This is a genomic window from Oceanobacillus halophilus, from assembly GCF_003628505.1.
Taxonomy (GTDB): domain Bacteria; phylum Bacillota; class Bacilli; order Bacillales; family Amphibacillaceae; genus Oceanobacillus; species Oceanobacillus halophilus.
This window is the reverse complement of record NZ_RBZP01000009.1, coordinates 87,072-110,572: the sequence shown is the minus strand read 5'-3', so window position 1 is coordinate 110,572 and position 23,501 is coordinate 87,072. Positions and strand designations below refer to the sequence as shown.

Here is a 23,501-nt window from a genome sequence, read left to right as displayed (position 1 = left end):
GTAGTTTCTCTGTTTTTTTACTTAATGATTAGGGGGATTCTTATGGTTTGGGATGTATTAAATGTGATTGGGACTATTGCGTTTGCGATCAGTGGAGCCATCGTTGCAATGGAAGTAAAATATGATATTATCGGGACTTACTTTTTGGGAATGATTACTGCTTTTGGTGGCGGGGCCATTAGAAACCTCTTTACCGGTATTCCCATCATCGAATTGTGGCAGCAAACCACACTTTTCATCATTGCCTTTATAACTATCACTATTGTATTTCTATTACCAAATAAAACAGTTTACCAGTTAACAAAATGGACGGTCTTTGATGCTATTGGTCTCTCTGCATTTGCCGTTCAAGGTGCGATGCATGCACACTCTATTGACCTACCATTACTAGCTATCATGTTTTCTGCAGCCATAACCGGTGCTGGTGGTGGTATTGTGCGAGATGTATTAGCTCAGCAGAAACCCCTTGTTTTCCAAAAAGAAGTATATGTATTATGGGCAATGATTGCGGGATTTGTTATTGGGATGGACTGGACTGTTAAACCCTACCAACTATATACCCTATTTTGCGTTATCTTGACATTACGTATCATCTCATACCGATTCGGTTGGCGCTTACCTGCTAAATCTATGAGTAGATTGCAAGGAAACTAATCAAAAGAGGACTTTTCTGTTTTCTTCTGTCTTTCCCGAAAGTAAAGGGACAGTTTCAACTTCTAGAGAAACAACGGAACTGTCCTTTAGATTACTTATACCTTCACTTGATATTTATCCAAAGCAACCATACCATTCTTACTCACTTCGATACCTTCCATCCTCAAATTCAAGATTTGTTCGTGATATATGGCCTCGTCTTGGATTGCAATCTGTCCTTTTGCATTAATGACCCGATGCCAAGGCAAATGATGTTTTTTGCTCATGGAGTGCAATATACGGGCAACTTGACGTGCCGCTCGTTTGTTTCCAGCTAATTGAGCAATCTGTCCATACGTCATTACTTTTCCTTTAGGAATGTCTTGTATTATATCAATCACTTTTTCTGTAAAAGAATTCATTTCCCTCCACCCGTATGCGAAGGATGACAAAAACAATCTATTGTATGGTCATTTACCATTCCAACTGCTTCCATATATGCATAACAGATTGTGCTCCCAACAAATTTAAATCCGTCCTTCTTTAGCTGTTTGCTCATTGCATCGCTGATTTTTGTTGTAACCGGAACTTCTTTACTTGTATGCCACTCGTTGATGATGTGTTTTCCATCAACAAATGCCCAAATATAGCTTGAAAATGTCCCATACCTTTGTTGTATTTGTAAGAATGCCTTTGCATTTGTTATTACACTTTGAATCTTTAACTTATTTCGTACAATTCCTTTATATTCCAGTAATGATTGAATTTTTTCTTCTGAAAAGTGAATGATTTTTTCTGCATCAAAACCATCAAATGCATTTTGGTAGTTTTCTCTTTTTTGTAGTATTGTCCACCAACTAAGCCCTGCTTGCGCTCCTTCTAAGCACAGCAATTCAAATAATAACTTATCATCATAGACTGGGACTCCCCATTCATTATCATGGTAATCTATATATAAGGGATCTTTCCCCGCAGCCCATTCACAACGCTGAACCATTTATAAACCCATCCTTTTACTAATTATCTTTTTTCTTTTGGTTTAATTAATGATAACATTTCATATCTCCTCCATACAGAATCCTTATGTAAATTGATTATTTTTTAAAGTCGATATATGACACTACATTCGATTAAAATGCAACAATCTTCTAGAAAACGATCATACAAAAATAACATCACAACTATATTAAATAGCCGTGATGTTAATAAAGATTACAATCGAAGTATTAGTTTCTATTCCTATTTTTTCTCGGTCCAATAATTAGTTTAATCGCTGTTCGCTGTTCATCATTGATGAAAATATCTGTAAATGCTGGAACAAAAACTAAATCGATACCACTTGGGGAAACAAATCCTCTTGCAATGGCAATGGCTTTAATTGCTTGATTGATAGCTCCTGCGCCTATTGCTTGTATCTCTACATTTCCCTTTTCTCTTATAACTCCCGCGATAGCTCCTGCTACAGAATTGGGGCTTGATTTTGATGATACCTTTAGTACATTTTCCATTAGTAGTTTTCCCCCTGTTTTAATAATGCTTAGATTAAAGAATGTACGTATCTTTTATCTTATTCTTACATCTAAATAAACAGAACGAATTATAATTAAATGGTAAACAAACACGTACATTCAAAATACAGAAGAGGGAAAAACATCCTACTTATAAGAGCTCAAGCATACGAAGTCCATGCAAAATCCCATCATCTTCTACTGATTTGGTAACATATTTTGCCGCTACTTTTACTTCTTCTTTTCCATTTCCCATTGCTACGCTATTACTAATACTTCTTAACATTTCTATATCATTTAACCCGTCTCCAAATGCATATTGCTTCTCTTTAGGTATCCCTAGTTTCTCTACTATTTTTTCAATACCTTTGGCCTTCGAACCACCCTTTGGCAGTAAATCAACTGATACAGGATGCCATCTTATAAAATCAAAATCCTGATACTTGCTTTCATAATATCTTTCTTCTCCTTCAGGGCAAAACAGAAGGGTTTGATACAAATCACGGTCTTTGTAATAATCCGGATCATGGGTTGGAAATTGCTCAATTTTTAACGTATCAATACTCTCCCTAATATAACTATGTTCCGGTACATTCGCTTTCATATCTTCGTGGTCCATAAATACAATAGGGTGTTTCTTTTGAAGAGCTTCCTCTGTTAATTTTTCAAGAGAAGAAATATTTAGTGGGTTTGTATATATTACTTCCCCATTAAGTACCACAAATTGGCCATTGTAGCTAACGAACGTATTAATTTCTAATTCATTTCTAATATCTTCAAACATAAAAGGTGCACGTCCTGTTGCAATTGCAACTTCATGTCCCTGCTCCTTTAAAGTGAATATAGCCTCCCTTGTTGATGCAGGTAACTTTTTTTCTTCTGTTAGCAAGGTGCCATCTATATCAAAAAAAACAATACTTTTTTCAGCCAAGTTAATCCAACTTTCCATAAGAATTTAATTCTATTGTATATGATGAAAGGCTTTACATGTCAAATTTAACATTAACTCTATACAGCTTTAGATAACAACGTAAGAAAAAAGACAAAGAAATGTTTATATTATCTCATAGCAACTATGCTATGACATTATTTGTTAGTTACCTCGAATTGAATTTTTTCGCAAAACCTGTTAAAATAAGGTGCATTTATAAATTTTGAGGGGGAACTTTTTTTTGTCAATTGAAATTGGTAGCAAAGTAAAAGGTAAAGTAACAGGAATCACTAATTTTGGAGCATTTGTAGAATTGTCTGATGGCAAGACTGGCTTGGTCCATATCAGCGAGGTTGCTGATAGCTATGTAAAAGATGTAAATGATCACCTTACAGTAGGCGACGAAATCGAAGTCAAAGTAATTAGTGAAAAGGATGGCAAAATTGCATTATCAATTAAAAAGGCTATAGACAAACCAGAAGGATATTCTGGACGTCCTCAACGCCAAGGTAGAGATAATCGAAAATCCAAAGACTTTCGTTCCAAAGGAAATTTCAAACCAAAGGAAAGTTTTGAAGATAAACTTGCTAACTTCCTAAAAAATAGTGAGGAAAATCTATCTACCCTCAAGCGCAGTACCGAATCAAAACGCGGCGGTAGAGGCGGAAGACGTGGATAATTAATCCAATCACAATAGATAAAGGCAAACCTGCCAACCAGGTTTGCCTTTTTACTTGTGGGACAGAGGTGGGACAGAGGGACAGGTTCCTCGTCCCAATACAAGTCATTAGCAGATACAGAGCACAAAGCTTATATAACAAGCACTTCATCTTAATTTGTTAAAGCTCTATCTATTACGTTTTCTAGATTTTGAAAGTAAGGCTTTACCACAAAACTTGTTGCCCCATATTTTAAAGCTTTTCTAACATTATACTCAGTACCTAATGCGGAGCACATAACTATTTTTGCATTTGAGTCATACTCCATCATCTTATTAAGTGCTGTTAATCCATCCATTACAGGTAACGTTAAATCGAGTAAAACGATATCTGGATTGTTATTTTTATATTTCTCGATAGCTTCCTCACCGTTTACAGCTTCAATAAAATCCGTATAGCCAAACTGTTGAAGAATTCCTTTTAGCCAATTTCTCATGAATAATGAGTCTTCAGTTATTAATATTTTTGTCATTATAAAAACCTCTTTAATAGTAAATAATATAGATTCCACATTCTTTCATAATTAACATTCACATTACGTTATAACTATGGTATATTCTATTTTCTCTTATACAGAGAATAAAAGGTATCACCATGTCTTCTTATTTATTACACTTTGATATAGGAAGGCAGTACTATTTTACCTAAAACCATAAATTAGAAAAACGACCCAAACATAAAACTTGGATCGTTTCACTAAATAATTATTCTTCAACTGTATCTTCATCGATTACTTCTTGCTCTGTTTCATCATCATTCATAACCTTTTTTTCAGGATAGGAATAATCGTCTCTGTTAACAGGTTCCCACTCTTCATTTGGTGTATAGAAACGAAGTAGATCCCCATTTAGAACCCTATCTGAAAGTTCTAATTCATGGTGTACCGTTTCTTTCATATGCGACATTTCTTCTGTTGGTTCTGTAATCTCTTCTTTTGATTGATTGTCATAGTAAATACCGTTTATATAGCTATATTCTTCCGTTACAAAGTCACCATTTCTAAATGGCACATACCCTTTATGATTTTCAGAGAACATGTCAGTTCCAAATAGAATATAATCCTGTGCATCAATGCCAACAAGATGTAACAGTGTCGGCATGACATCTATAAGCGATGAGAATTCATGATTGATTCCTTGCCCATCTAGTCCAGGAACTCGAATAATAAATGGAACACGCTGCAATTCTGAATTTTTTAGTGGAGTAATTTCCTCTCCCGTAATTTCTTTCATTGCACGATTATGGTTCTCGGAGATTCCGTAATGGTCACCATAAATCATAATAATTGAATCTTCATATAAGCCTGCTTCTTTTAAGTCCTTAAAGAATTGTTCTAACGCCTCATCTAAATAACGCGCTGTCTGGAAATAGCGATCAACAGATGGATCTCCCGTTTCAGCTGGAGCTATAGTGGCGTCCTCTTCATCAATTAAATACGGGTGATGGTGTGTCAATGTCATCATATGCGCATAAAATGGCTGATCCATTTCTTCTAAATATGGAATTGATTCATCGAAGAATGGCTTATCTTTCAAACCATAATTAATGACATTCTCTTCACTCATATCATAATAACTGTCATAGTAAAATTCATTTACACCTAAGCTTTTATACACCTTATCTCGATTCCAGAATGATTTACCATCACCATGGAATACTGCACTCGTGTACCCCTGCTGTTGTTCTAATATTGCTGGTAATGCTTGATAGGTGTTATTTGCCTTTGTTGAAAAGGCCGACCCTTGAGACAAACCATATAAGGATGTATCAGTTGTTAGTTCTGCATCAGCAGTTTTACCCTGACCGGTTTGATGGAAGAAATTATCAAAATACGTAAAGTCCCTATCTTCATCGTGTACCAATGAGTTCAAGAATGGCGTAACTTCTTCGCCATGCAATTCATAGTCAATAAGAAATGATTGAAAGGATTCTAAGTGAATTTTGATAATATTTTTCCCTTCACCTGCACCAAAAAGCTCCTCATTTGGTTCGGCATATTTTGTTTTCGTATAGTTCTGTACTTCAGTAATATCATCGCTGTCAGCTAAAACGCGTTGAGACGAATTTTGGAAATTTTGTACAGCATCATAAATGATAAAATTATAAGCACCCAAGTATTTCACCAAATAATTACGGTCAAAAGTACGTTCCAATAACTGAGGACGATCAGCTTCTGCTAAACCTAGGTTAACTCCGAATACGATGACACCTGTTACTAAAACCGCTAGTGGTTTGCGTATCTTCATGCGTTCATTAGACCAAGTTGATTTCACTTTGTTATAGAAGAAAATCAAAAAGATAATATCCAGTGCATAAAGAACATCATGAGGTGCCATTAGGTTAAGAATACTGCCACCCAGACTCCCAAAATTATCAGTTTGCATTAATGTTGCGATGGTAATAAAGTCACTATTGAATCGATAAAAAACAACATTAGCATATAAAATAAAGCTTAATATAGCATCAATAATGATGATACGTCGCCCAACTTTTTTACCTGCAGCAAATAATGCGAATCCAATAAAGATTAACCCTGAACTAAGTGGATTAAAAAATAAAAGAAACTCCTGCATCGATCCACTAACGCCAAGATCAAATTCTGTTTTATATATTAAATACGTTTTTATCCAAAAGAGAAATACAGTGATTGAGAAGAAACCCATCTTTGTTGACAATATCTTCTTCATTTATTCACACCTCATACTGTAAAATTAAATTAATAGATTCATAAAGACAAATTTTAAACCGATAATGGACAATTGTCAACTGTATCTGCGAAAAAAGGACATGCTCCTATTCCCATCGGATCTGGATCATAGAAACGTTCATTAGTCCCAGTCTCATTTTTTTCTTAACAAACTGAATCAGCTCAAACAAACTCTAACATAAATGATAAAGCTGTACTGAGAGTTCCTATATTTGTAATAAAGTTAGTTCAATTGATGGAGAAAGTTTGATATGATTTAATGGTGGAAGCGTTTTCCAACAGTAATTGTATGTACGATTATAAAAATGGAGGAAAATTGAATGGGACAAACTAATCAATTAGCACATCGTATGGCGACCAAGACAATCAATCTAGTAGATGCATCAGGTAATCCTATTGCCGGGAAAGAAGTAACATTTAAACAAACAAATCACAAGTTCTTGTTTGGTAGCGGTCTATTTAATGCAATTGAAGTGGCTAACAAAAGTGTAGCAGCAGATAGACTTGCTTTTTTGGAAACAAAATTAGATTTATTCCTAGATGTTTTTAACTTTGCCACACTGCCTTTTTATTGGGGAGAGTTTCCAGGTTATTGGGAAGGATTTGAACCTAAAAAAGGACAACCACGGACAAAAGAATTAAAAGCAGCTGCACAATGGTTAAAAAATAGAAACATTACATTGAAAGGACATCCCCTTGTCTGGCATACAGCAACTGCTCCATGGCTTCTCAATATGACCAATGAAGAAATCCTAAAAGCACAATTTGCTAGAATTGAACGCGAAGTATCCGATTTCAATGGATTAATCGATATGTGGGATGTTATTAATGAAGTAGTTATTATGCCTATTTATGATAAATATGATAATGGGATAACCAGAATTGCAAAAGATTTGGGACGGCTTGGGATTATTAAAGAAATGTTTGCAAAAACACGAGAGGCAAATCCTGGTGCCACTCTCTTACTAAATGACTTCAATACGTCAATTAACTACGAGATTTTAATTGACGGATGTCTAAATGCAGGTATACAGATTGATGCGATTGGAATCCAGTCTCATCAGCACCAAGGTTATTGGGGACGCGAAAAATTGGAAGAAGTATTAGATCGATTCTCCCACTTTGGTATACCTATTCATTTTACTGAAAACACATTGTTATCTGGACATCTGATGCCACCTGAAATTGTCGATCTTAATGACTATAAAGTAACAGATTGGCCATCAACACCTGAATTGGAAGAACGCCAGGCAAGAGAAGTAGAAGAAATGTACACCATACTATTTAAACATCCTTTAGTAGAAGCCATATCCTCTTGGGAATTTAGTGATGATGGGGCTTGGATTAATGCACCATCTGGATTTATCCGAAAAGATAATAGTCCAAAACCATCTTATGAAGTATTAAAGAAACTAATAAAAGGCGATTGGTATACAAACGTGACACGTAAGACAGATGACAACGGAATGGTTTTATTTGAAGGATTCCTTGGTGATTATGAACTTATCTACGAAGATAAGAAAATAACCTTTAAACTAGATAAAAATGCAGAAACAGAACGAATAATAATCCAATGATGGGACAGAGGGACAGGTTCCTCGTCCCGCCCTACCATGACTCCGCTAAATAGATTTCTTTCCTAGTCCGTTCTTCTTTATAAACAAAAAACTTGGAGCCAACTCCAAGTTTCTATATAATTACACTTTAATTAACGATTCAAAATCTTTTCTTTTTCCTTTTTAAATTCTTCATCCGTTAAGATTCCTTGCTCTTTTAATTCAGCTAATTCCTTGAGTTCTGTTACTGTACTTTTGATTTCTGTCGGAGCAATGTTATTTGTTTCTTTCTTGCCGGAAGCACTTCTTAAATGAGTAATAAATTCATCGACATCTCCATCATTAATCCATTTCATACTTACTTTATTTCCGCTAGCATAAAAGCTAATCTTATGACCCATTAATCCTTTACTAGCTTCAAAACTGCTTATATTGCTGTATGGGAATGATTCGGAATCATAACCACCTAATTTTTTAGCATAAAAGAAAAGACGTTTGTCTGTAGCTAAAAAAGTCCCATTTCTTACAGAGTCACTTCCTAAAATTTCAGTTTCATAGGCACCCAGTACGCTGTATAGTATTTCCTCGTCACTATCTAAGTGTTCTTTTGCTTGCTCCATTAATTTTAAAAGTTTTTTTGGTTTTTTTGCCATCCTAATCTCTCCTTAAAGCGTTTGTGAGTTATATTATATACAAACCGCTTTTTTTCTAATCGTTTACTGGCATATTCACTCAGAATAAAACGTACCTAATTATTAGATAACCAAAAACAACAAAAACAGCTCTTCTATAATAATAGAGAGCCGTTTTTTCCTACACTATACTAAACTTTCGCCAACATCAATCCTGGCTCACTCAAGTATTTCTTCAGCTCATTTACCGCTTCTTGTGCCAATACTCCATCAATCAATCGATGATCATAGCTTAATGATAGAGCCATCATTGGCTGGATTTCAATGGTCTCATTCACAACAATTGCTTTTTTCTCAATTCTTCCTATTCCCAGTATGCAAGATTGTGGTGCGTTGATGATTGGTGTGAAATATGAGCCATTTGCTGACCCGACATTTGAAATCGTACAAGTAGCATCTGACATTTCATCCACTGAAATTGTTCTATCCCTTGCTTTAACAGCAAGTTCCTGAATTTCCTTGGCGATTTGGAATAAGGATTTTTTATCCGCTTGTTTGATGACTGGAACCAGCAAGCCTTCTTCAGTATCTGCTGCGAAGCCTATGTTATAGTTTTCTTTTACAACGATTTCCTCCTGTTCCTCGTCAAACGAAGCATTTAGGAATGGGAACTTTTGAAGGACTACAGTTAAGGCTTTTACCACATAAGCTAGATATGTGAGTTTTACCCCGTCTTCTTCAAAATATCCTTTAACCCTTTCTCGCTGATCCACTAGATTCGCCACATTTGCTTCATCAAAATGCGTAACATGCGGAATAGTAGATTTCGAATGTACCATTCCCCTGGCAATAGCTTTACGCATGCCAGTAAGTGGAACTCGTTTTTGCCCATCTTTAACTTTTGCTTCCTTCTTCTCTGCTTCAGGCTCTAACGTCAATTGAGTAGAAGCTGCATCACGTTCTGCCAGGAATGCTTCTATATCATTTTTAGAAACTTTGCCATTCGAATTGGATGGCAACACATCTTCTAAGTTCACATTATTCTCTCTGGCAAACTTGCGAACAGATGGGGTAGCAATGATGCTTCGTTTCGGGTGAGTTTCTTCTCCTTTACTTGGAGTAGTTTCCTCTTTTCTGCTATATTCAGCAAATGTACGAACATCGTCTTCTGTGACTTTCCCATTTGTACCGCTAGGCGTCACAAGTTGCCAGTCCACCCCTAGCTCCTTAGCGAGTTTTTTCACTCGAGGCGATGCCTTCTTCTCTACTCCCTCAGTAACAGCTGGCTGAACCGTAGCAGCTCTCTCCAGAACAAGATCATCAACCAACACCTGCTCTTCCTCCATAACTTCTGTCTCCATTATCGCTAGAATTTCCCCTACTGCAACGGTATCTGCTCTTTTTTTCTTAATTTCCTTTACCACACCAGATTGTGGTGCTTCTATTTCGGAAATTGCTTTTTCTGTTTGAACTTCAACAAGTGGATCCCCTTGTTCAACCGCATCACCTTCTGACACATGCCAGAAGGTGATGAGACTTTCATCATTTTTATCCGATTGACGAGGTAATGTTACTTCTAAAACCATTACTGCTCACCTCTTATGAAATATTTACTCATTAACTAGTTTGATTGCTTCTTCTACAATTTTTTCTGCGTTCGGTAAGACAAATTGTTCCATTGGACGGCTATATGGAATTGGAACATCCGGTATGGCTAGTCTTTTTACCGGTGCTTCTAAATCATATAAACCTTCTTCGGCTGCTAGTGCAGCAATTTCTGCCGTAACACCGAATGATTTATAATCTTCATCAACAACAAGCAAACGATGCGTCTTTTTAATCGATTGTAAGATGGTTTCACGATCTAATGGCACGATGGAACGTAAGTCAATCAATTCCGCATTAATACCTTGCTCTTCTAATTTTTTCACCGCTTCCATACCAAAATGTGTCGTCATTTGTAAGCCAACAATCGTAACATCTGTACCTTCTTTAACTACTTTTGCCTTGCCAAGTGGAACAGTATATGCTTCTTCTGGCACATGTCCAATAGAAGTATCCAATTGATCCATCCATCCTAGGCCTTGCAAGGTTTTATGGAACATGAACACAACAGGATTATCATCGCGGATAGCAGATGTCATCATCCCTTTTAAGTCATAAGGTGTAGTTGGTGCTACTACTTTCATGCCAGGTAAATGGCCAAATGTAGAATATAATGTTTGTGAATGCTGTGCAGCGTCATTATAACCGCCACCAACAGCCGTCATTAATACCATCGGCAACTTCACGTTCCCACCAGACATGTACGGGATTTTTGCCATATGATTATAGATTTGGTCCATTGTTACACCAAAGAAATCAACAAACATTAACTCAACGATTGGCCGCATCCCTTCAGAAGCCGCACCAACAGCAGCACCGATAAATGCTGTTTCAGAAATTGGCGTGTCCATTATACGTTCTGGTCCAAATTGTTTAAGTAGTCCTTCTGTTGAACCAAATATGCCACCATATTCTCCAACATCTTCACCTAATACAAAAACATTTTCATCTTTTTCCATTTCTAATCGAATCGCCTCTGAAAGCGCTTTATTACCAGTCAATAAACGTTGCTTTGTTTTTTCCATTTTACCTTTCGCTCCTTTCGTAAAATAAATTTAATCAAACAAATCTTCTAACGCTGCTTCCGGTTTCGGATAGTCACTCTCTCTTGCGAATGCATAAGCATGATCCACATCTTTTATAGCTCGACTTTCCATTGCCGTAATTTCACTTTCTTCTATGTTATAGTCACTAATTAATTTTTCACGTAATAATTTTATTGGATCTTTTTCTCTTAGCTCGGTAACTTCATTTTCATCACGGTACACTTCGGCATCCCCTTGGAAATGTCCAAGATAACGGTATGTTTCGATTTCGATGATGGAAGGTCCTTCCCCGTTTCTAGCACGTTCTACTGCTTCTCCGGAAACCTCGTACATTGCAATCGGGTCATTATCCTTCACGTAATATCCCTTGACACCATATGCGCTTGCTCTAAGATCATTCGATGGTATGGACGTTGAATGCGATTTTGGAACAGAAATTCCGTACTTGTTATTTTCTACTACAATAATAAACGGTAAATTCCATAATGCTGCTAGATTAAGAGATTCATGAAAAGCACCTTGGTTTGCAGCGCCTTCTCCAATAAATGCCACAGCAACGGAATCTTTATTCTTTTTCTTCGCAGCAAGTGCAGCACCAACTGCATGTGGAATACCTGCACCTACAATGCCACCACATGAAAAATGAACTTCCGGATCAAATAAATGCATATGACCGCCTTTACCTTTTCCTAAGCCAGTTTCTTTGCCAAAGATTTCAGCAGTCATTTTATTCAAATTAACCCCTTTAGCTATCGCATGATGGTGTGGACGGTGAGGAGAAGATACGATATCGTCTTTTTTCAGATGTATGCTGATCCCAGCTGCTGCGGGTTCTTGTCCAGTTGCTAAATGCATTTCCCCCGGAACGGTACCCGCACCTATGTTAAATACTGGGTTTTTCCCTTCTGCATAGGCCTCTACCATTTTGTCCTCATAATAGCGAATCTTGTACATCGTTTCGTACATCCAATTAAGTTCTTCATTGGAAATCGTCATTCTTAAATCCTCCTTTTAATCATAGTTAAAGCGCTTACATTTATATGTTATCACTCTCACATTTCGCTGTGCAACTTTTAAGTCTATTTAAAAAGTGACATTTTTGTGTTTTCAACAGAAGTGTGACATATAATGGAACGAATGAGTGTGATTTGTTGTATTTCCTGCAGTGGAAGATGCGATTCAGCTGTGTGAACATCAGCACAAAACGTAGTAATTACAACTGGGAAAGATATCGACGAACTTAACGTAAATATCAATGAAATAACAGAAAGAATAAATCTCTCAGCAAACAAACATATAAAAAAGCAACCATACTCTTCCATCGTCCACGGAAAATGACGGTTACTCTTTCTACCAAAACGATTAATCATCTGTCTTTACTCTATTTCCCTCACTGTCGTTCCAGAATAGCGATCATGCGGGAATATCTCTCCAAGCTGTCCATCAAATGTTTTTGGATCTTTTAGGTAATCGAAAGTACTCAATGTATCTCTATATGCCATTCGTTTGAGGATTTGCCTCGGTGTCAGTTCAGAATCATCGTCATTTTCCAGGGCAAGTCCCATTTTTTTGTATCCAAAGGTTTGCCCACTCTTGCGTAATTGGGCATATTCCAAGGTCCACATGACTAGTGTTGGTGTAACCAACGCATGAAACGCCTCATTTTTAATCTTCTTCCTCAGAAAATATTCCACACCTATTGTTGCAGCAGTAGAGATAGCAATATCTATCAAATATGCTTTTGTACGTTTTTTCGTAACAGTTTTCACCATAACCCCTCCTCGTTCCTATTATTATTTTTTACGGTAATAGTCAATAAATGGTTTCAATTATTATGGTAAATTTATGATATATGTAGTGATTTCTTTAATTTTCCCACTCTTTCCCGCTTTATTGAAAAGATATACATGACAAAACGCAACCTTTCTACTTTCTTCCATATATACACCGTTAAGTGACGCAGTTTTTCCGTGAGTAATAATATTATCAATATGTAACTCAGTTACATGTTCTTTCTTGTTTATCTCTTTTAAAAAATTGTCTTTCCCAACAACCTGATGACTGCCAACTATACTCCAAACCACATCATCCGTAATATAATCTAGCACAAGTTCGGTTTTATTTTGGACAGTTGCTACGTTAAAATCCCTTAGTATCTGTTTTTTCGGTGCATTCCCGCAATCTTCAGGACAGACAACTTTTATATCCTCTTGCTTAGCCAATCCACTTCTCCTCATTTCTATATGAAATTAGAGGTACAAACCGGTTAACGATTAGTACCTCAAAATTTATTATATCAATATTTAATGCGGCTTCCTATCATATAGATAGCTAATCCAGCCTTCTTACTCATCTTCATCCTTATCTTTCATTCCAAAATACGTATCTAATATTCTTCTTCCTATATTATGGTGAGTAGGGTGGCTCATATTTTTATCCGTATATGGAACAATTATAGCAAAGGCAATTTCAGGGTCGTCGTGTGGTGCATAACCAACCAAATTGTGATTGGTTGTATCAGCTAATTTCACACCATTCTCATCCCGATATTCCGTTTCAGCTGTTCCAGTTTTTCCAGCAGGTTTATAGTCAACACCTCTGTAATATCGATAAGCTGTTCCACCAGGCTCTTGAAATACTTGACGAAAACCTTCCTGAACTCGATTTAAATAACTATCATCCATGGTAATTTTATTGAGTACTTCTGTATTTTTCGATTTATATACAGGTCCTAATTCATCTTGTGATGCGATTGGATCATGTATTTGTTTAAGAAAATGTGGTTGTACTCGATATCCACCATTAGCAATTGTTGATACATATTGTGCGAGTTGCATCGCTGTGTACTGATCATATTGGCCAATGGCTTGGTACATCATTAAACCAGGGTTTGGTTTGGTCCCTTTGTACCCAGTTGATTCATGAGGAAAATCAACACCAGTTTCAACACCTAGCCCCAACTGGTTGTAGTAGTTACGAAAATTTTGAAGGTCTTCTGTTTCAAACCCTTTTGGAATTCCTCCATTAGGAAATGGATACCTATATTCTCCCATCATCCTTAACGCAGTATAAAACATATATACGTTGGAAGATCTTTTTAAAGCAGTTATATCATTCATTAGACCCAAATTACTAGAATATGAACGATACACTGGACTGCTTTTCATTTGGAAAGGTTTATCATAAAAGGACGTACCTGGAGAAATAGCCCCGGAATCCAGCCCTGCCAAAATAGTAGCTCCCTTAACTACGGAACCTGGCGTATGGGCATCAGATAGAGCCCTAAACCCAGCATCCTCGTATTTATTTTCTTTCTTGTTATAGTGAGTAGCAGACACCGCTAATAGTTCCCCCGTTTTAGGATTCATGACTACAGCTATGACATCGTTGAAATACGGATTCGCATACTGTCTCTTTGCAGCTTGGAACTCCTCTCTTACAATCTTGTCCACTTCTTTTTGAAAATCCATGTCAATCGTTAACACAAGGTCTTTTCCACGTTGGCCCTCAACAACTGTTTCTGTTCCAACAATCACTCCATTTTTGGTGGTCGTATATTGAATCTGTTCTTTTCGTCCGCGTAGTACAGATTCATATTGTTGCTCTAAACCACTTGTACCAACACGGTCATTTCTACTGTATCCTCTTGTAAGAAAGTAATCTTCACTATCAGCAGGAATTCCTTCCCCTTGTGTTGTTATTTTCCCTAGTATGCTTTTAAGTGATTCACCGTTTGGGTATTTACGATTCCAGTCTGTGGTTGCATTAATACCAGGTAATACACTTAAATGTTCAGAGACTTTTGCATACTCTTCGGCTGTAACACCTTCATTTTTTACAATTTGTGGTGTTAGAGAATAAGCTTTGTCTAACTCTTTTTTAATTGCAATAATTTCTTTTTCCTTTAATGTGAAGTTGTTTATCTCTTCTTCCGTAATTAAATCAAGTGTTGCATTATAAGCTTCTGCATTACTCATCTCTTCCCGTTTTTCTGGAGATAACCTTTCATCAGCTTCATCTTTATTTAAAAGATACCAGTATTCTTTTAAATTTCTCTCTGTCAATTTTTCATCCAAATACGCTTCTGGATCTTCTTCATCTTCTGGGACCATAGTAATAAACTCTGCCAGCTTTTCTGCGACCTCTAAACGGTCCTTTGCCTGTACTCCCTTTTCTGGTGTGTAAGTAATAGAATAAACAGGTTCGTTATCAACAATGAGGTTCATATTACGATCGTATATTTTTCCCCTTGGAACAGGTATTTTTGTCACATCCTGATTCGTACGTTCAATTTCTTTCTGGAAATCTTCTCCATTTAGAATTTGAACAACACCCAATTGAAGAATCAGTACAGAAAACATTAAAAACACTACAAAAAATAGTATATTAATCCGAAATGGAAGCTGTGTCTTCTTTTTATTCCTTCTACTTTTCTTACTCATTTATTTACCTCCAATTCGATAGATAGTCAGTTAAACTTACAATAAGTATTTTACCATATTCATAGATTATTTCGACCATCTTTGACAAAATTTAATCCGACAAATTTCGGGGAGTGACAGGCACCTCAGGAAAAAAATACAAGTTCTCCACTCTATAAAGTGGAGAACTTGTTATAATAATCTATTCGTTATGGTGTTCTTCTGCAGCCATAGCTTCTGCTTGTGTTTGATGAACGGTGCCAAATGGATGTTCAGGTGGTGCATATATTGTGTAGAGTTTAAGTGGTGTATTTCCCGTATTGGTAAGATTGTGCCATTTACCAGCAGGAACCATGATTGCATAATCATCAAAAACTTCCACCTCAAAATCTAAATTATTTTGAGAATCGCCCATTTGAACCATACCCTGACCCTGTTCAATACGTAAAAATTGATCGACATCGGGATGTACTTCTAAGCCGATATCTCCTCCGACGTCAATGCTCATCACAGTTACCTGTAAGTGTTCTCCTGTCCATATTGCTGTTCGAAATGTATTATTATTCTTTGTTGCTTCTTCAATATTCACAACATATGGATTGGTTCCATAATCCATCAGATCATTAGAATTATTGTTATTCGGCACCAATGAACTAAAGCGGGAATCATTCGGCATCATGTCTGGATAAGGCCAGTAACCAGGTTGTATTCCATATCTATACATCGGAACGTTAACGTAATAAGGATGTGGATACATATAAGGATAGTACACTTTGCTCATTCCTTTCAAAGTTTAATCAACACTATCCTATGCAATATATCTTGGGAATGTAACTATCGCTTTATCTATACAGGTTAATATACAAGCAATACTTTTCAAGCTCAATAGCAGCAAGCACATACTATCATTTATTCTGTAAAACTAGCTTCTTTATCTGTTTTTAAAAAAGGGTACGATAAAATTAATCCTAACAAATACAAAATCACTAAGAAGTAAACGGGAAGTAAATGGATAAATGTTGTATATCCAATATATATATGCGTTCCAATTCCTGCGGTAAATGCAGGCAACGCTCCTATACAGATAGTATTCCAAATCCAGCGCTCCCCTTTTCTAAATCCCCATAATGATATGGTTAATACAAGTAACCCGACACTAATAAGGGCGCTACCAAATCCTGCTCTGTCATGTGCGATAACAGGAATAAGATTGTTACTAATGTTATCTAACATTTCAGGTGTCATGCACAAAAAGCTTAAATCAGTTGATACAAAAACGTTGAAAACACCTATAGTAGAAATTACTACACCACCAATTATAATCAGAAAACCAAGTATGATAAACATCAACTGTCCATAGAGCCCGTATTTCCATGCTCTATCATTCTTTCCATGAATAGAAATTGGAGTCCGTACAGCTCTTTTCCCTTCCCTAAAACTCAAAATATATATTGGTAATAGAATAAGCCAAAATAATCCGTGCAACCAATCAAAGTACCCATAACCAATAAAAAGAAAAATGCCTAGAAACCCCACAATGGCAGCACTGTGAAAAGAAATCCTTGTCCAATGCAGTCCATATTTAATCCCATGTCTAGCAAGCTGGATATATAATATACCTCCTGAAATCATCGTTCCGGCTAAAGCCATTCGGTCATGGGACATAAATGAAAGTATGAGTGGATTTATTTGCAAAATTTCTCCCCTTGTAAGTCCGATAAATGTCTCGTCATAAGGGAGTATAATACTCGTAAATGCAAAGTATAGAGCGATAAGACCTCCAATGAGAATGGAGAGCCCAAACAGAAAGGACCAGTGCCAATTTTGTTTTCTAATCGTCTGACTTTCTTCATATAATAAACGTTCATGAATTCTTTTCGGTAATCCTGGTCCAGCTTTTACATAGCCGTCTGTTAACATTAATAAATCTGCACCTGCATAAACCAAAGAGCGAGCGTCCTCTGGAGTCTCCACTCCACCAGAGGTGATGACTACCAGATTAGGAAACAAGTTCTTGACTTGTTGTACTGTGTTCGCTATGTATTCATTGGCATTTTCAATTTCATACCAATAATTATCCACAGTTTGACGAGGGGCGTTGATCACTATTCCACCAAACCCTGGAATTGCTGTTAAATTCTCCAATTCTAATGCTTTAGGTGATACTTCATTAGCATTAATAGAAACATAGAAAGTACGCTCTAAAGTTAAGGTACTATTATCGACAAATGCATGTACTTGTTCTTTTGTTCCAATAAAACCATCAACAAAAGGAGTTAAATGCTGGACAATAATTTCCCATTCATTTCTGTTTACCTGATTATCTATCTGGGCAACTATGGGAATTCGAATATTTAGGCTTGTTAACTTCTTTATTGCTAGTTTGAGAGGAACTTTCTCCTGCTGTTCAGAAAACAGAAAATGATTATTTTTCATCCTTGGTTCTTTCGCTTCTTGAGGTTCATTTAACACGATTGGTCCAATTTCTAAAAACCCAAAACCTAACTCTTGAAAGGCATTCGTACCTGATAACTTTGGATCAATCATACTACTTAATCCAATTGGAGATGAAAATTCCAAATTGTTTATGTCCTTTTTTATTTCATGTGGAGGACTCATATGGCCCAAAAATCCAATAAGACCGCGGCCACCTGGAATGGACGCGATGGAACTCATAGATTTATGTATAAACTCTCGGCTTGCTTTTGGACTCATTCTATTTAGAATTGCTTTTTTTAATGGATGATAAGACCAATCTGGCATAAATATCACCTTCTAAACATTAATTTACTTCTTTCAAAGTATGCGCAAACTAATAGATTAATCTCTATTACTTAATTACAGCACATCATTATCATAACATCTATCCTCCTATTGATAAATTTCTGTTAATTGTTCACGAGAATTTTCTGACCCTTTATAATCCATCCATAGAGGAATTATTTACCAACTCCTTGTATTTGATATTGACATACTATAAATTGTGCCTTATCATATCTAATATAACTACATATAGTTTTACCAATAAATATGGTGTCAATATTTGTAACGACTTAATAGGGAATCTGGTGCAAGACCAGAACTGTACCCGCAACTGTAAGTGCTGACGAATGAAGGAAATCCACTGTCTAGTGATCTAGATGGGAAGGTATTCATGAGGTTAAAGCACAAGTCAGGAGACCTGCCGTATTTATAACGTGTTATCTTCTTCGGGAGTTGGGGAGATAGAACGATGGTAGTTTTATAGGCAGATGTCCGTCGTGACTATGTCTATCATACATATCAGCGTTTTATTATCAACCCATCCTCTTTTAGAGTGATGGTTTTTTTGTTGCCTTTATTTCTCCAATCCCTTATTCCAAAAGAATAGGAGAGAATTTCTATGAATCATTCATTATCATCCAATGTATCTCGCACGATTCAAACAAGATTAGTTTTACCTCCCGATACAAATCATCTCGATACAATATTTGGAGGTACTGTTTTATCTTACATTGATGAAATTGCAGCCATTACAGCTATGAAACATAGTAAAGCAGCAGTTGTTACCGCATCTATTGATACGGTTAACTTTCTATCATCAGCAAGAGTGGGAGATATCGTGATGCTGGAAGCAGCTGTTGTTGCTACCGGTAATACTTCAATGGAAGTCTATGTCAAAGTAGAATGCGAGAATTTAACAACAGGAGAAAGAAAATTGACCACAACGTCCTTACTGACAATGGTAGCAAAGGATACGGATGGAAAACCAACAAGTGTCCCAGGCGTTATTCCTCAAACAGAAGAAGAACAGCAATTGTTTCATGAATCACACGAAAGAAAATTAAGACGCATAAAAATAAAAGATTCAGTAGGAGGAAAATAAGTAATGAGCAATCAGACCCATAATTTTACAGAGTTAGATGCAGTTTTTTCAATTATAGATAAAACTTCACAAAAATATGAAATAGATACAACAAAATTAAAACAACAATTAAATGAATTAAGTGATGCATCCCAGTCAACAAATCAACAGGCTCTTTTATATGCCTTAAATCAAATTGCCATGGACCAGCCAGATTGGACTTTTCTATCTGCCCGATTGTATCTTCAGGAGTTATATGAAAAAGCAGCACAAAATAGAGGTTACGATCATCAACAGAAGTATGGGGATTTCTACCAACTTATTGAAATACTTACTGACATAGGGATTTACTCCCCTTCCCTGCTGCATCAATACTCAAAAGAAGAAATTAAGAATTTAGCTAAAGAAATCACACCAGAAAGAGATAATCTCTTTAATTATATTGGATTATTTTTGCTTGCCGATCGTTATCTGGCAAAGGATTATGATGGAAAAATTTATGAGCTTCCTCAGGAACGATTTATGATTATTGCTATGACACTTATGAGAAATGAAGGAACAGATAAACGACTTGAAACGGTAAAAGAAGCTTACTGGGCATTAAGTAATCTATTTATGACCGTGGCAACACCTACGCTAGCAAATGCTGGTATGAAATTTGGTCAACTATCCTCCTGTTTCATCGATACCGTGGATGATTCGCTTAATGCCATTTACTTAAATAACTGGGATGTAGCAAGACTAAGCAAAGATGGCGGTGGAATTGGCATCTATTATGGAAAAGTCAGGGCACTAGGATCAAATATTAAAAAGTTTAAAGGGAAATCATCTGGTATCGTGCCATGGATTCGACTAATTAATGACACAGCAGTCAGTGTCGATCAACTTGGCCAAAGACAAGGAGCTGTGGCAGTTTATATGGATGTTTTTCATCGAGATATTATGAATGGTTTCCTGGACTTAAAAACAAACAATGGAGATGAACGACGAAAAGCCCACGACATCTTTACAGGTGTATCGATTCCTGATTTATTTATGAAAAAATTAAAAGAAGTCGATGATAATGGACGCAGTGTTGGCAAGTGGCATACATTCTGTCCTCATCAGGTGAAACAGTTTATGGGTTGGAAGGATGATAATGGTCACCCCCTTGGCCTGGAAGACTTTTATGATGAAGACGATGAAAAATATTTCACACAAAAATATATGGAAGCAGTCCATCACCCTTTGCTGCCGAGGAAAACTTATCGTGCCATGGATATTATGGCCCGAATCATGGTTTCCCAACTTGAAACTGGAACACCTTATATGTTTTATCGAGATGAAGTAAATCGACAAAATCCAAACAAGCATGTAAACGGTAAAGGGCGAACTTCTATTTTTTGCAGTAACCTTTGCACCGAAATTGCCCAAAATATGTCTGCGACTGCTCTTGATAACGAATATGTCGATGAAGATGGAAATATTGTTATTGTTCGCAAACCTGGTGATTTTGTTGTTTGTAATTTATCTTCCATCCATTTACCAAATGCAATAAGTAACCAAGTACTTGATCGGTTGATCCGTATTCAAATGCGAATGTTAGACAATGTGATTGATTTGAATACTATTTCTGTAAGTCAAGCAGTGATGACCAATCAAAAATATCGTGCAGTAGGATTAGGGACGTTTGGTTGGCATCATTTACTTGCATTAGAAGGCATTCACTGGGAATCAGATGATGCAGTTCAGTATGCAGACAGACTTTATGAAGAAATTGCCTATTCCACTATTCAATCTTCTATGGAACTAGCAAAAGAAAAAGGCGCTTATTCTATGTTTGAAGGATCGGATTGGCAAACAGGTGACTATTTCAAAAGAAAAGGATATCAGTCAGAAAGATGGCAAAAGCTTCAAGACAACATTTCCCAGTATGGGGTTCGAAACGGCTGGATGATGGCTATTGCTCCTAATTCTTCCACAGCAAAAATTGGTGGTTCAACAGATGGCATCGATCCTATATATTCTATCGAGTACGCGGAGGAAAAGAAAAACTTTAAATTCAAAGTTACACCTCCTGATTTAAATTACACAACGTACCCTTATTACAGAAAGGTAAGACATGAACTCGATCAAAATTGGAGCATAAAGCAAAATGCTGCTCGTCAGCGTCATATCGATCAAGCAATTAGCTTTAATCTCTATGTACGCCATGATATTAAAGCAAAAGAACTGCTTCATCTTCATCTAAGTGCATGGGAAGCAGGTTTGAAAACTACTTATTATGTAAGAAGTACATCCCAAACAGAAATAGAAGCTTGTGAAGCTTGTCATAGCTAAAGGAGGAGATACGATGGAAACATTAACGAAAATAAATTTACTGAACCCAACTTTTCCAAATAAATCCACAGGAATAATCAATGGTCGCTCATCCGGGATTTTAAATTGGAATGATCTTGCCTATCCACAAATGTATCAGTTATATCAAACCTTATTATCTAATTTTTGGAAAGCGCAGGAGATTAATATGCAAGATGACATTAAACAGTGGGATCAATTGTCTACACATGAAAGAGAAGTTTTTTTAAGAATCAATACACAACTTGCTTCATTGGACAGTTTGCAGACTCCAACGATGACACATGTCATGGATTATGTAACCGATCCTAGCTTCAAGGCAATTGTAGCAGTCATATCGCAACAAGAAGCTGTTCATAATGAATCTTATTCCTATATTTTAAGTTCCTTAATTCCTTTAAGTGATCAAAAAGAATATTTTAATCAGGCAAAGGATGATCCGCTTGTACGGAAGCGAAATCAATTTATTATAGATACGTATGAGAAATTCAGAGACCACCCTACCCCACAGCATTTATTTGAGTTAGGAGTACAATCCATTAATTTAGAGGGGATTTTCTTCTATGCTGGATTTGCATTCTTTTATAATTTGGCAAGGCAGCAGAAAATGTTAAAAACCAGTACCATGATCAGCTATATACAAAGAGATGAAATGCAGCATTGTTATTTTATGACGCAATTTGTTCGTATATTACTAACAGAAAATCCTAGTTTAAACACTGAAGAAAATATTCAGTACGTATATGATGCTATTGAACAAGCGGTACATTTAGAGAGTGAGTGGGCAAACTTTATCTTACATGACATAGATGGCATAGACCTGATGGAATTTGAAAAATATTTGGAGTACCTCGCCAATAAGCGGTTTCGTCAATTAGGACTAAGCAATCTATTTGCCGAACAAGAAAATCCGTTGCCTTGGATTCAAGTGTTTAGCGATGAAATGATTAACGAAACCAAATCCGATTTCTTTGAACAAAAGCCTCGAACCTATACGAAAGTTTCCCAAGAAAATGGCTTTGATGAATTATAGGGGCAACATGCGAATAAGGGTTGGTATTGTTTATACGTCGGTTAGTGGGAACACAGAGGCTTTAGGAAAGTTGCTTGCTGAACAGTTTCATAGAAAACATTGTGACGTATCTTTGTATCGGATCGAGAATTTTTCTATCGATTGGATGAATAAAGTCGATATTTTTATTATTGGCACATATACTTGGGGAAACGGAGATCTCCCTGAAAATATGAGCATGCTATATCGTGCATTGGAAAAGGTCCATTCCCCAAATCTCATAACTGGGGTTTTTGGAACCGGTGACAGCTTTTTCCCGCAATTTTGTGGTGCTGTTGATAAATTCAGAGATTTACTGAAACACAAAACAAATCTAGCAGTAACATTAAAAGTGGAGTTATTCCCTCAACAACAAGATGAATGGAAATGCTCTAAATTTGTTGATAAATGTATGAGTGTATGGTGCAATGTAGTATAAAGAGAAAGTGAAACAGCCCTCTAGTTTTCTGGAGGACTGTTTTATATTACAGAGAATCTTAATATAACACTG

At 36.5% G+C, this 23,501-nt stretch carries 23 protein-coding genes and 1 riboswitch; of the genes, 7 read left to right on the top strand and 16 right to left on the bottom strand.

Annotation, left to right across the window (positions count from 1 at the left end):
• Positions 1–42 precede the first annotated feature (42 nt).
• Positions 43–654 (top strand): trimeric intracellular cation channel family protein, encoded by a 612-nt coding sequence (locus D8M06_RS12300; RefSeq protein ID WP_121204700.1) that lies wholly within the window; start codon positions 43–45, stop codon positions 652–654.
• A 95-nt stretch (positions 655–749) separates the two neighbouring features.
• On the opposite strand, the gene D8M06_RS12295 is transcribed toward D8M06_RS12300, so the two are convergent.
• From D8M06_RS12295 to D8M06_RS12280, 4 genes are all read right to left on the bottom strand, one after another.
• Positions 750–1,055, bottom strand: coding sequence for an MGMT family protein (locus tag D8M06_RS12295; RefSeq protein ID WP_121204699.1), 306 nt, complete (start codon positions 1,053–1,055; stop codon positions 750–752).
• A complete protein-coding gene (locus tag D8M06_RS12290) occupies positions 1,052–1,630 on the bottom strand; it encodes a DNA-3-methyladenine glycosylase I (protein WP_121204698.1) in 579 nt (192 codons plus the stop codon). The genes D8M06_RS12295 and D8M06_RS12290 overlap by 4 nt, the downstream gene beginning before the upstream one ends.
• A gap of 229 nt (positions 1,631–1,859) precedes the next feature.
• On the bottom strand, positions 1,860–2,141 hold the full coding sequence (locus D8M06_RS12285; RefSeq protein ID WP_121204697.1) for a stage V sporulation protein S: 282 nt from the start codon (positions 2,139–2,141) through the stop codon (positions 1,860–1,862).
• A 151-nt stretch (positions 2,142–2,292) separates the two neighbouring features.
• A complete protein-coding gene (locus D8M06_RS12280; protein ID WP_421904398.1) occupies positions 2,293–3,090 on the bottom strand; it encodes a Cof-type HAD-IIB family hydrolase in 798 nt (265 codons plus the stop codon).
• Positions 3,091–3,313: 223 nt separating this feature from the next.
• Between D8M06_RS12280 and D8M06_RS12275 the strand changes: the two genes are divergently transcribed.
• Entirely contained in the window at positions 3,314–3,751 is a 438-nt protein-coding gene (locus D8M06_RS12275; RefSeq protein ID WP_121204696.1) for a S1 domain-containing RNA-binding protein, read from the top strand.
• 152 nt (positions 3,752–3,903) lie between these two features.
• Here D8M06_RS12275 and D8M06_RS12270 read toward each other — a convergent pair whose 3' ends face one another.
• Positions 3,904–4,263 (bottom strand): response regulator, encoded by a 360-nt coding sequence (locus tag D8M06_RS12270; RefSeq protein WP_121204695.1) that lies wholly within the window; start codon positions 4,261–4,263, stop codon positions 3,904–3,906.
• Positions 4,264–4,495: 232 nt separating this feature from the next.
• Positions 4,496–6,478 carry a lipoteichoic acid synthase gene (gene ltaS, locus D8M06_RS12265; protein ID WP_121204694.1) on the bottom strand — a complete coding sequence of 661 codons (1,983 nt, stop codon included), beginning with the start codon at positions 6,476–6,478 and terminating at the stop codon, positions 4,496–4,498.
• Between the two features lie 340 nt (positions 6,479–6,818).
• On the opposite strand from ltaS, the gene D8M06_RS12260 reads away from it, so the two are divergent.
• A complete protein-coding gene (locus D8M06_RS12260) occupies positions 6,819–8,075 on the top strand; it encodes an endo-1,4-beta-xylanase (protein ID WP_121204693.1) in 1,257 nt (418 codons plus the stop codon).
• A gap of 131 nt (positions 8,076–8,206) precedes the next feature.
• On the opposite strand, the gene D8M06_RS12255 is transcribed toward D8M06_RS12260, so the two are convergent.
• The 10 genes from D8M06_RS12255 to D8M06_RS12215 all read right to left on the bottom strand — a co-directional run bounded on the left by D8M06_RS12255 (position 8,207) and on the right by D8M06_RS12215 (position 18,521).
• Positions 8,207–8,707, bottom strand: a complete 501-nt coding sequence (locus tag D8M06_RS12255) for a PH domain-containing protein (protein WP_121204692.1) — start codon at positions 8,705–8,707, stop codon at positions 8,207–8,209.
• A gap of 170 nt (positions 8,708–8,877) precedes the next feature.
• Entirely contained in the window at positions 8,878–10,272 is a 1,395-nt protein-coding gene (locus tag D8M06_RS12250) for a dihydrolipoamide acetyltransferase family protein (RefSeq protein ID WP_121204691.1), read from the bottom strand.
• A 24-nt stretch (positions 10,273–10,296) separates the two neighbouring features.
• Entirely contained in the window at positions 10,297–11,316 is a 1,020-nt protein-coding gene (locus tag D8M06_RS12245; protein WP_121204690.1) for an alpha-ketoacid dehydrogenase subunit beta, read from the bottom strand.
• 30 nt (positions 11,317–11,346) lie between these two features.
• Entirely contained in the window at positions 11,347–12,333 is a 987-nt protein-coding gene (locus tag D8M06_RS12240; RefSeq protein WP_121204689.1) for a thiamine pyrophosphate-dependent dehydrogenase E1 component subunit alpha, read from the bottom strand.
• A gap of 83 nt (positions 12,334–12,416) precedes the next feature.
• The gene (locus tag D8M06_RS19720) at positions 12,417–12,707 is read right to left on the bottom strand and encodes a hypothetical protein (RefSeq protein ID WP_147404973.1); all 291 of its coding nucleotides are present in this window, start codon (positions 12,705–12,707) and stop codon (positions 12,417–12,419) included.
• Between the two features lie 6 nt (positions 12,708–12,713).
• Positions 12,714–13,106 carry an RDD family protein gene (locus D8M06_RS12235; RefSeq protein ID WP_121204688.1) on the bottom strand — a complete coding sequence of 131 codons (393 nt, stop codon included), beginning with the start codon at positions 13,104–13,106 and terminating at the stop codon, positions 12,714–12,716.
• Positions 13,107–13,169: 63 nt separating this feature from the next.
• Entirely contained in the window at positions 13,170–13,559 is a 390-nt protein-coding gene (locus D8M06_RS12230) for a nuclear transport factor 2 family protein (protein WP_121204687.1), read from the bottom strand.
• 123 nt (positions 13,560–13,682) lie between these two features.
• On the bottom strand, positions 13,683–15,779 hold the full coding sequence (locus D8M06_RS12225; protein WP_121204686.1) for a peptidoglycan D,D-transpeptidase FtsI family protein: 2,097 nt from the start codon (positions 15,777–15,779) through the stop codon (positions 13,683–13,685).
• 181 nt (positions 15,780–15,960) lie between these two features.
• Positions 15,961–16,530, bottom strand: coding sequence for a cupin domain-containing protein (locus D8M06_RS12220; protein WP_421904393.1), 570 nt, complete (start codon positions 16,528–16,530; stop codon positions 15,961–15,963).
• Between the two features lie 137 nt (positions 16,531–16,667).
• The gene (locus tag D8M06_RS12215; protein ID WP_121204685.1) at positions 16,668–18,521 is read right to left on the bottom strand and encodes a dihydroorotate dehydrogenase; all 1,854 of its coding nucleotides are present in this window, start codon (positions 18,519–18,521) and stop codon (positions 16,668–16,670) included.
• Between the two features lie 251 nt (positions 18,522–18,772).
• A riboswitch (cobalamin riboswitch) is annotated at positions 18,773–18,961 on the top strand.
• Positions 18,962–19,140: 179 nt separating this feature from the next.
• Between D8M06_RS12215 and D8M06_RS12210 the strand changes: the two genes are divergently transcribed.
• Genes D8M06_RS12210 through D8M06_RS12195 form a run of 4 tightly spaced genes read left to right on the top strand, consistent with a single transcriptional unit; the run spans position 19,141 to position 23,429 of the window.
• On the top strand, positions 19,141–19,623 hold the full coding sequence (locus D8M06_RS12210; protein ID WP_121204684.1) for an acyl-CoA thioesterase: 483 nt from the start codon (positions 19,141–19,143) through the stop codon (positions 19,621–19,623).
• A gap of 3 nt (positions 19,624–19,626) precedes the next feature.
• The gene (locus tag D8M06_RS12205; RefSeq protein WP_121204683.1) at positions 19,627–21,921 is read left to right on the top strand and encodes a ribonucleoside-diphosphate reductase subunit alpha; all 2,295 of its coding nucleotides are present in this window, start codon (positions 19,627–19,629) and stop codon (positions 21,919–21,921) included.
• A gap of 13 nt (positions 21,922–21,934) precedes the next feature.
• Entirely contained in the window at positions 21,935–22,972 is a 1,038-nt protein-coding gene (locus tag D8M06_RS12200; RefSeq protein ID WP_121204682.1) for a ribonucleotide-diphosphate reductase subunit beta, read from the top strand.
• Between the two features lie 7 nt (positions 22,973–22,979).
• Positions 22,980–23,429 (top strand): flavodoxin domain-containing protein, encoded by a 450-nt coding sequence (locus D8M06_RS12195; protein WP_241558940.1) that lies wholly within the window; start codon positions 22,980–22,982, stop codon positions 23,427–23,429.
• Positions 23,430–23,501: the final 72 nt, after the last annotated feature.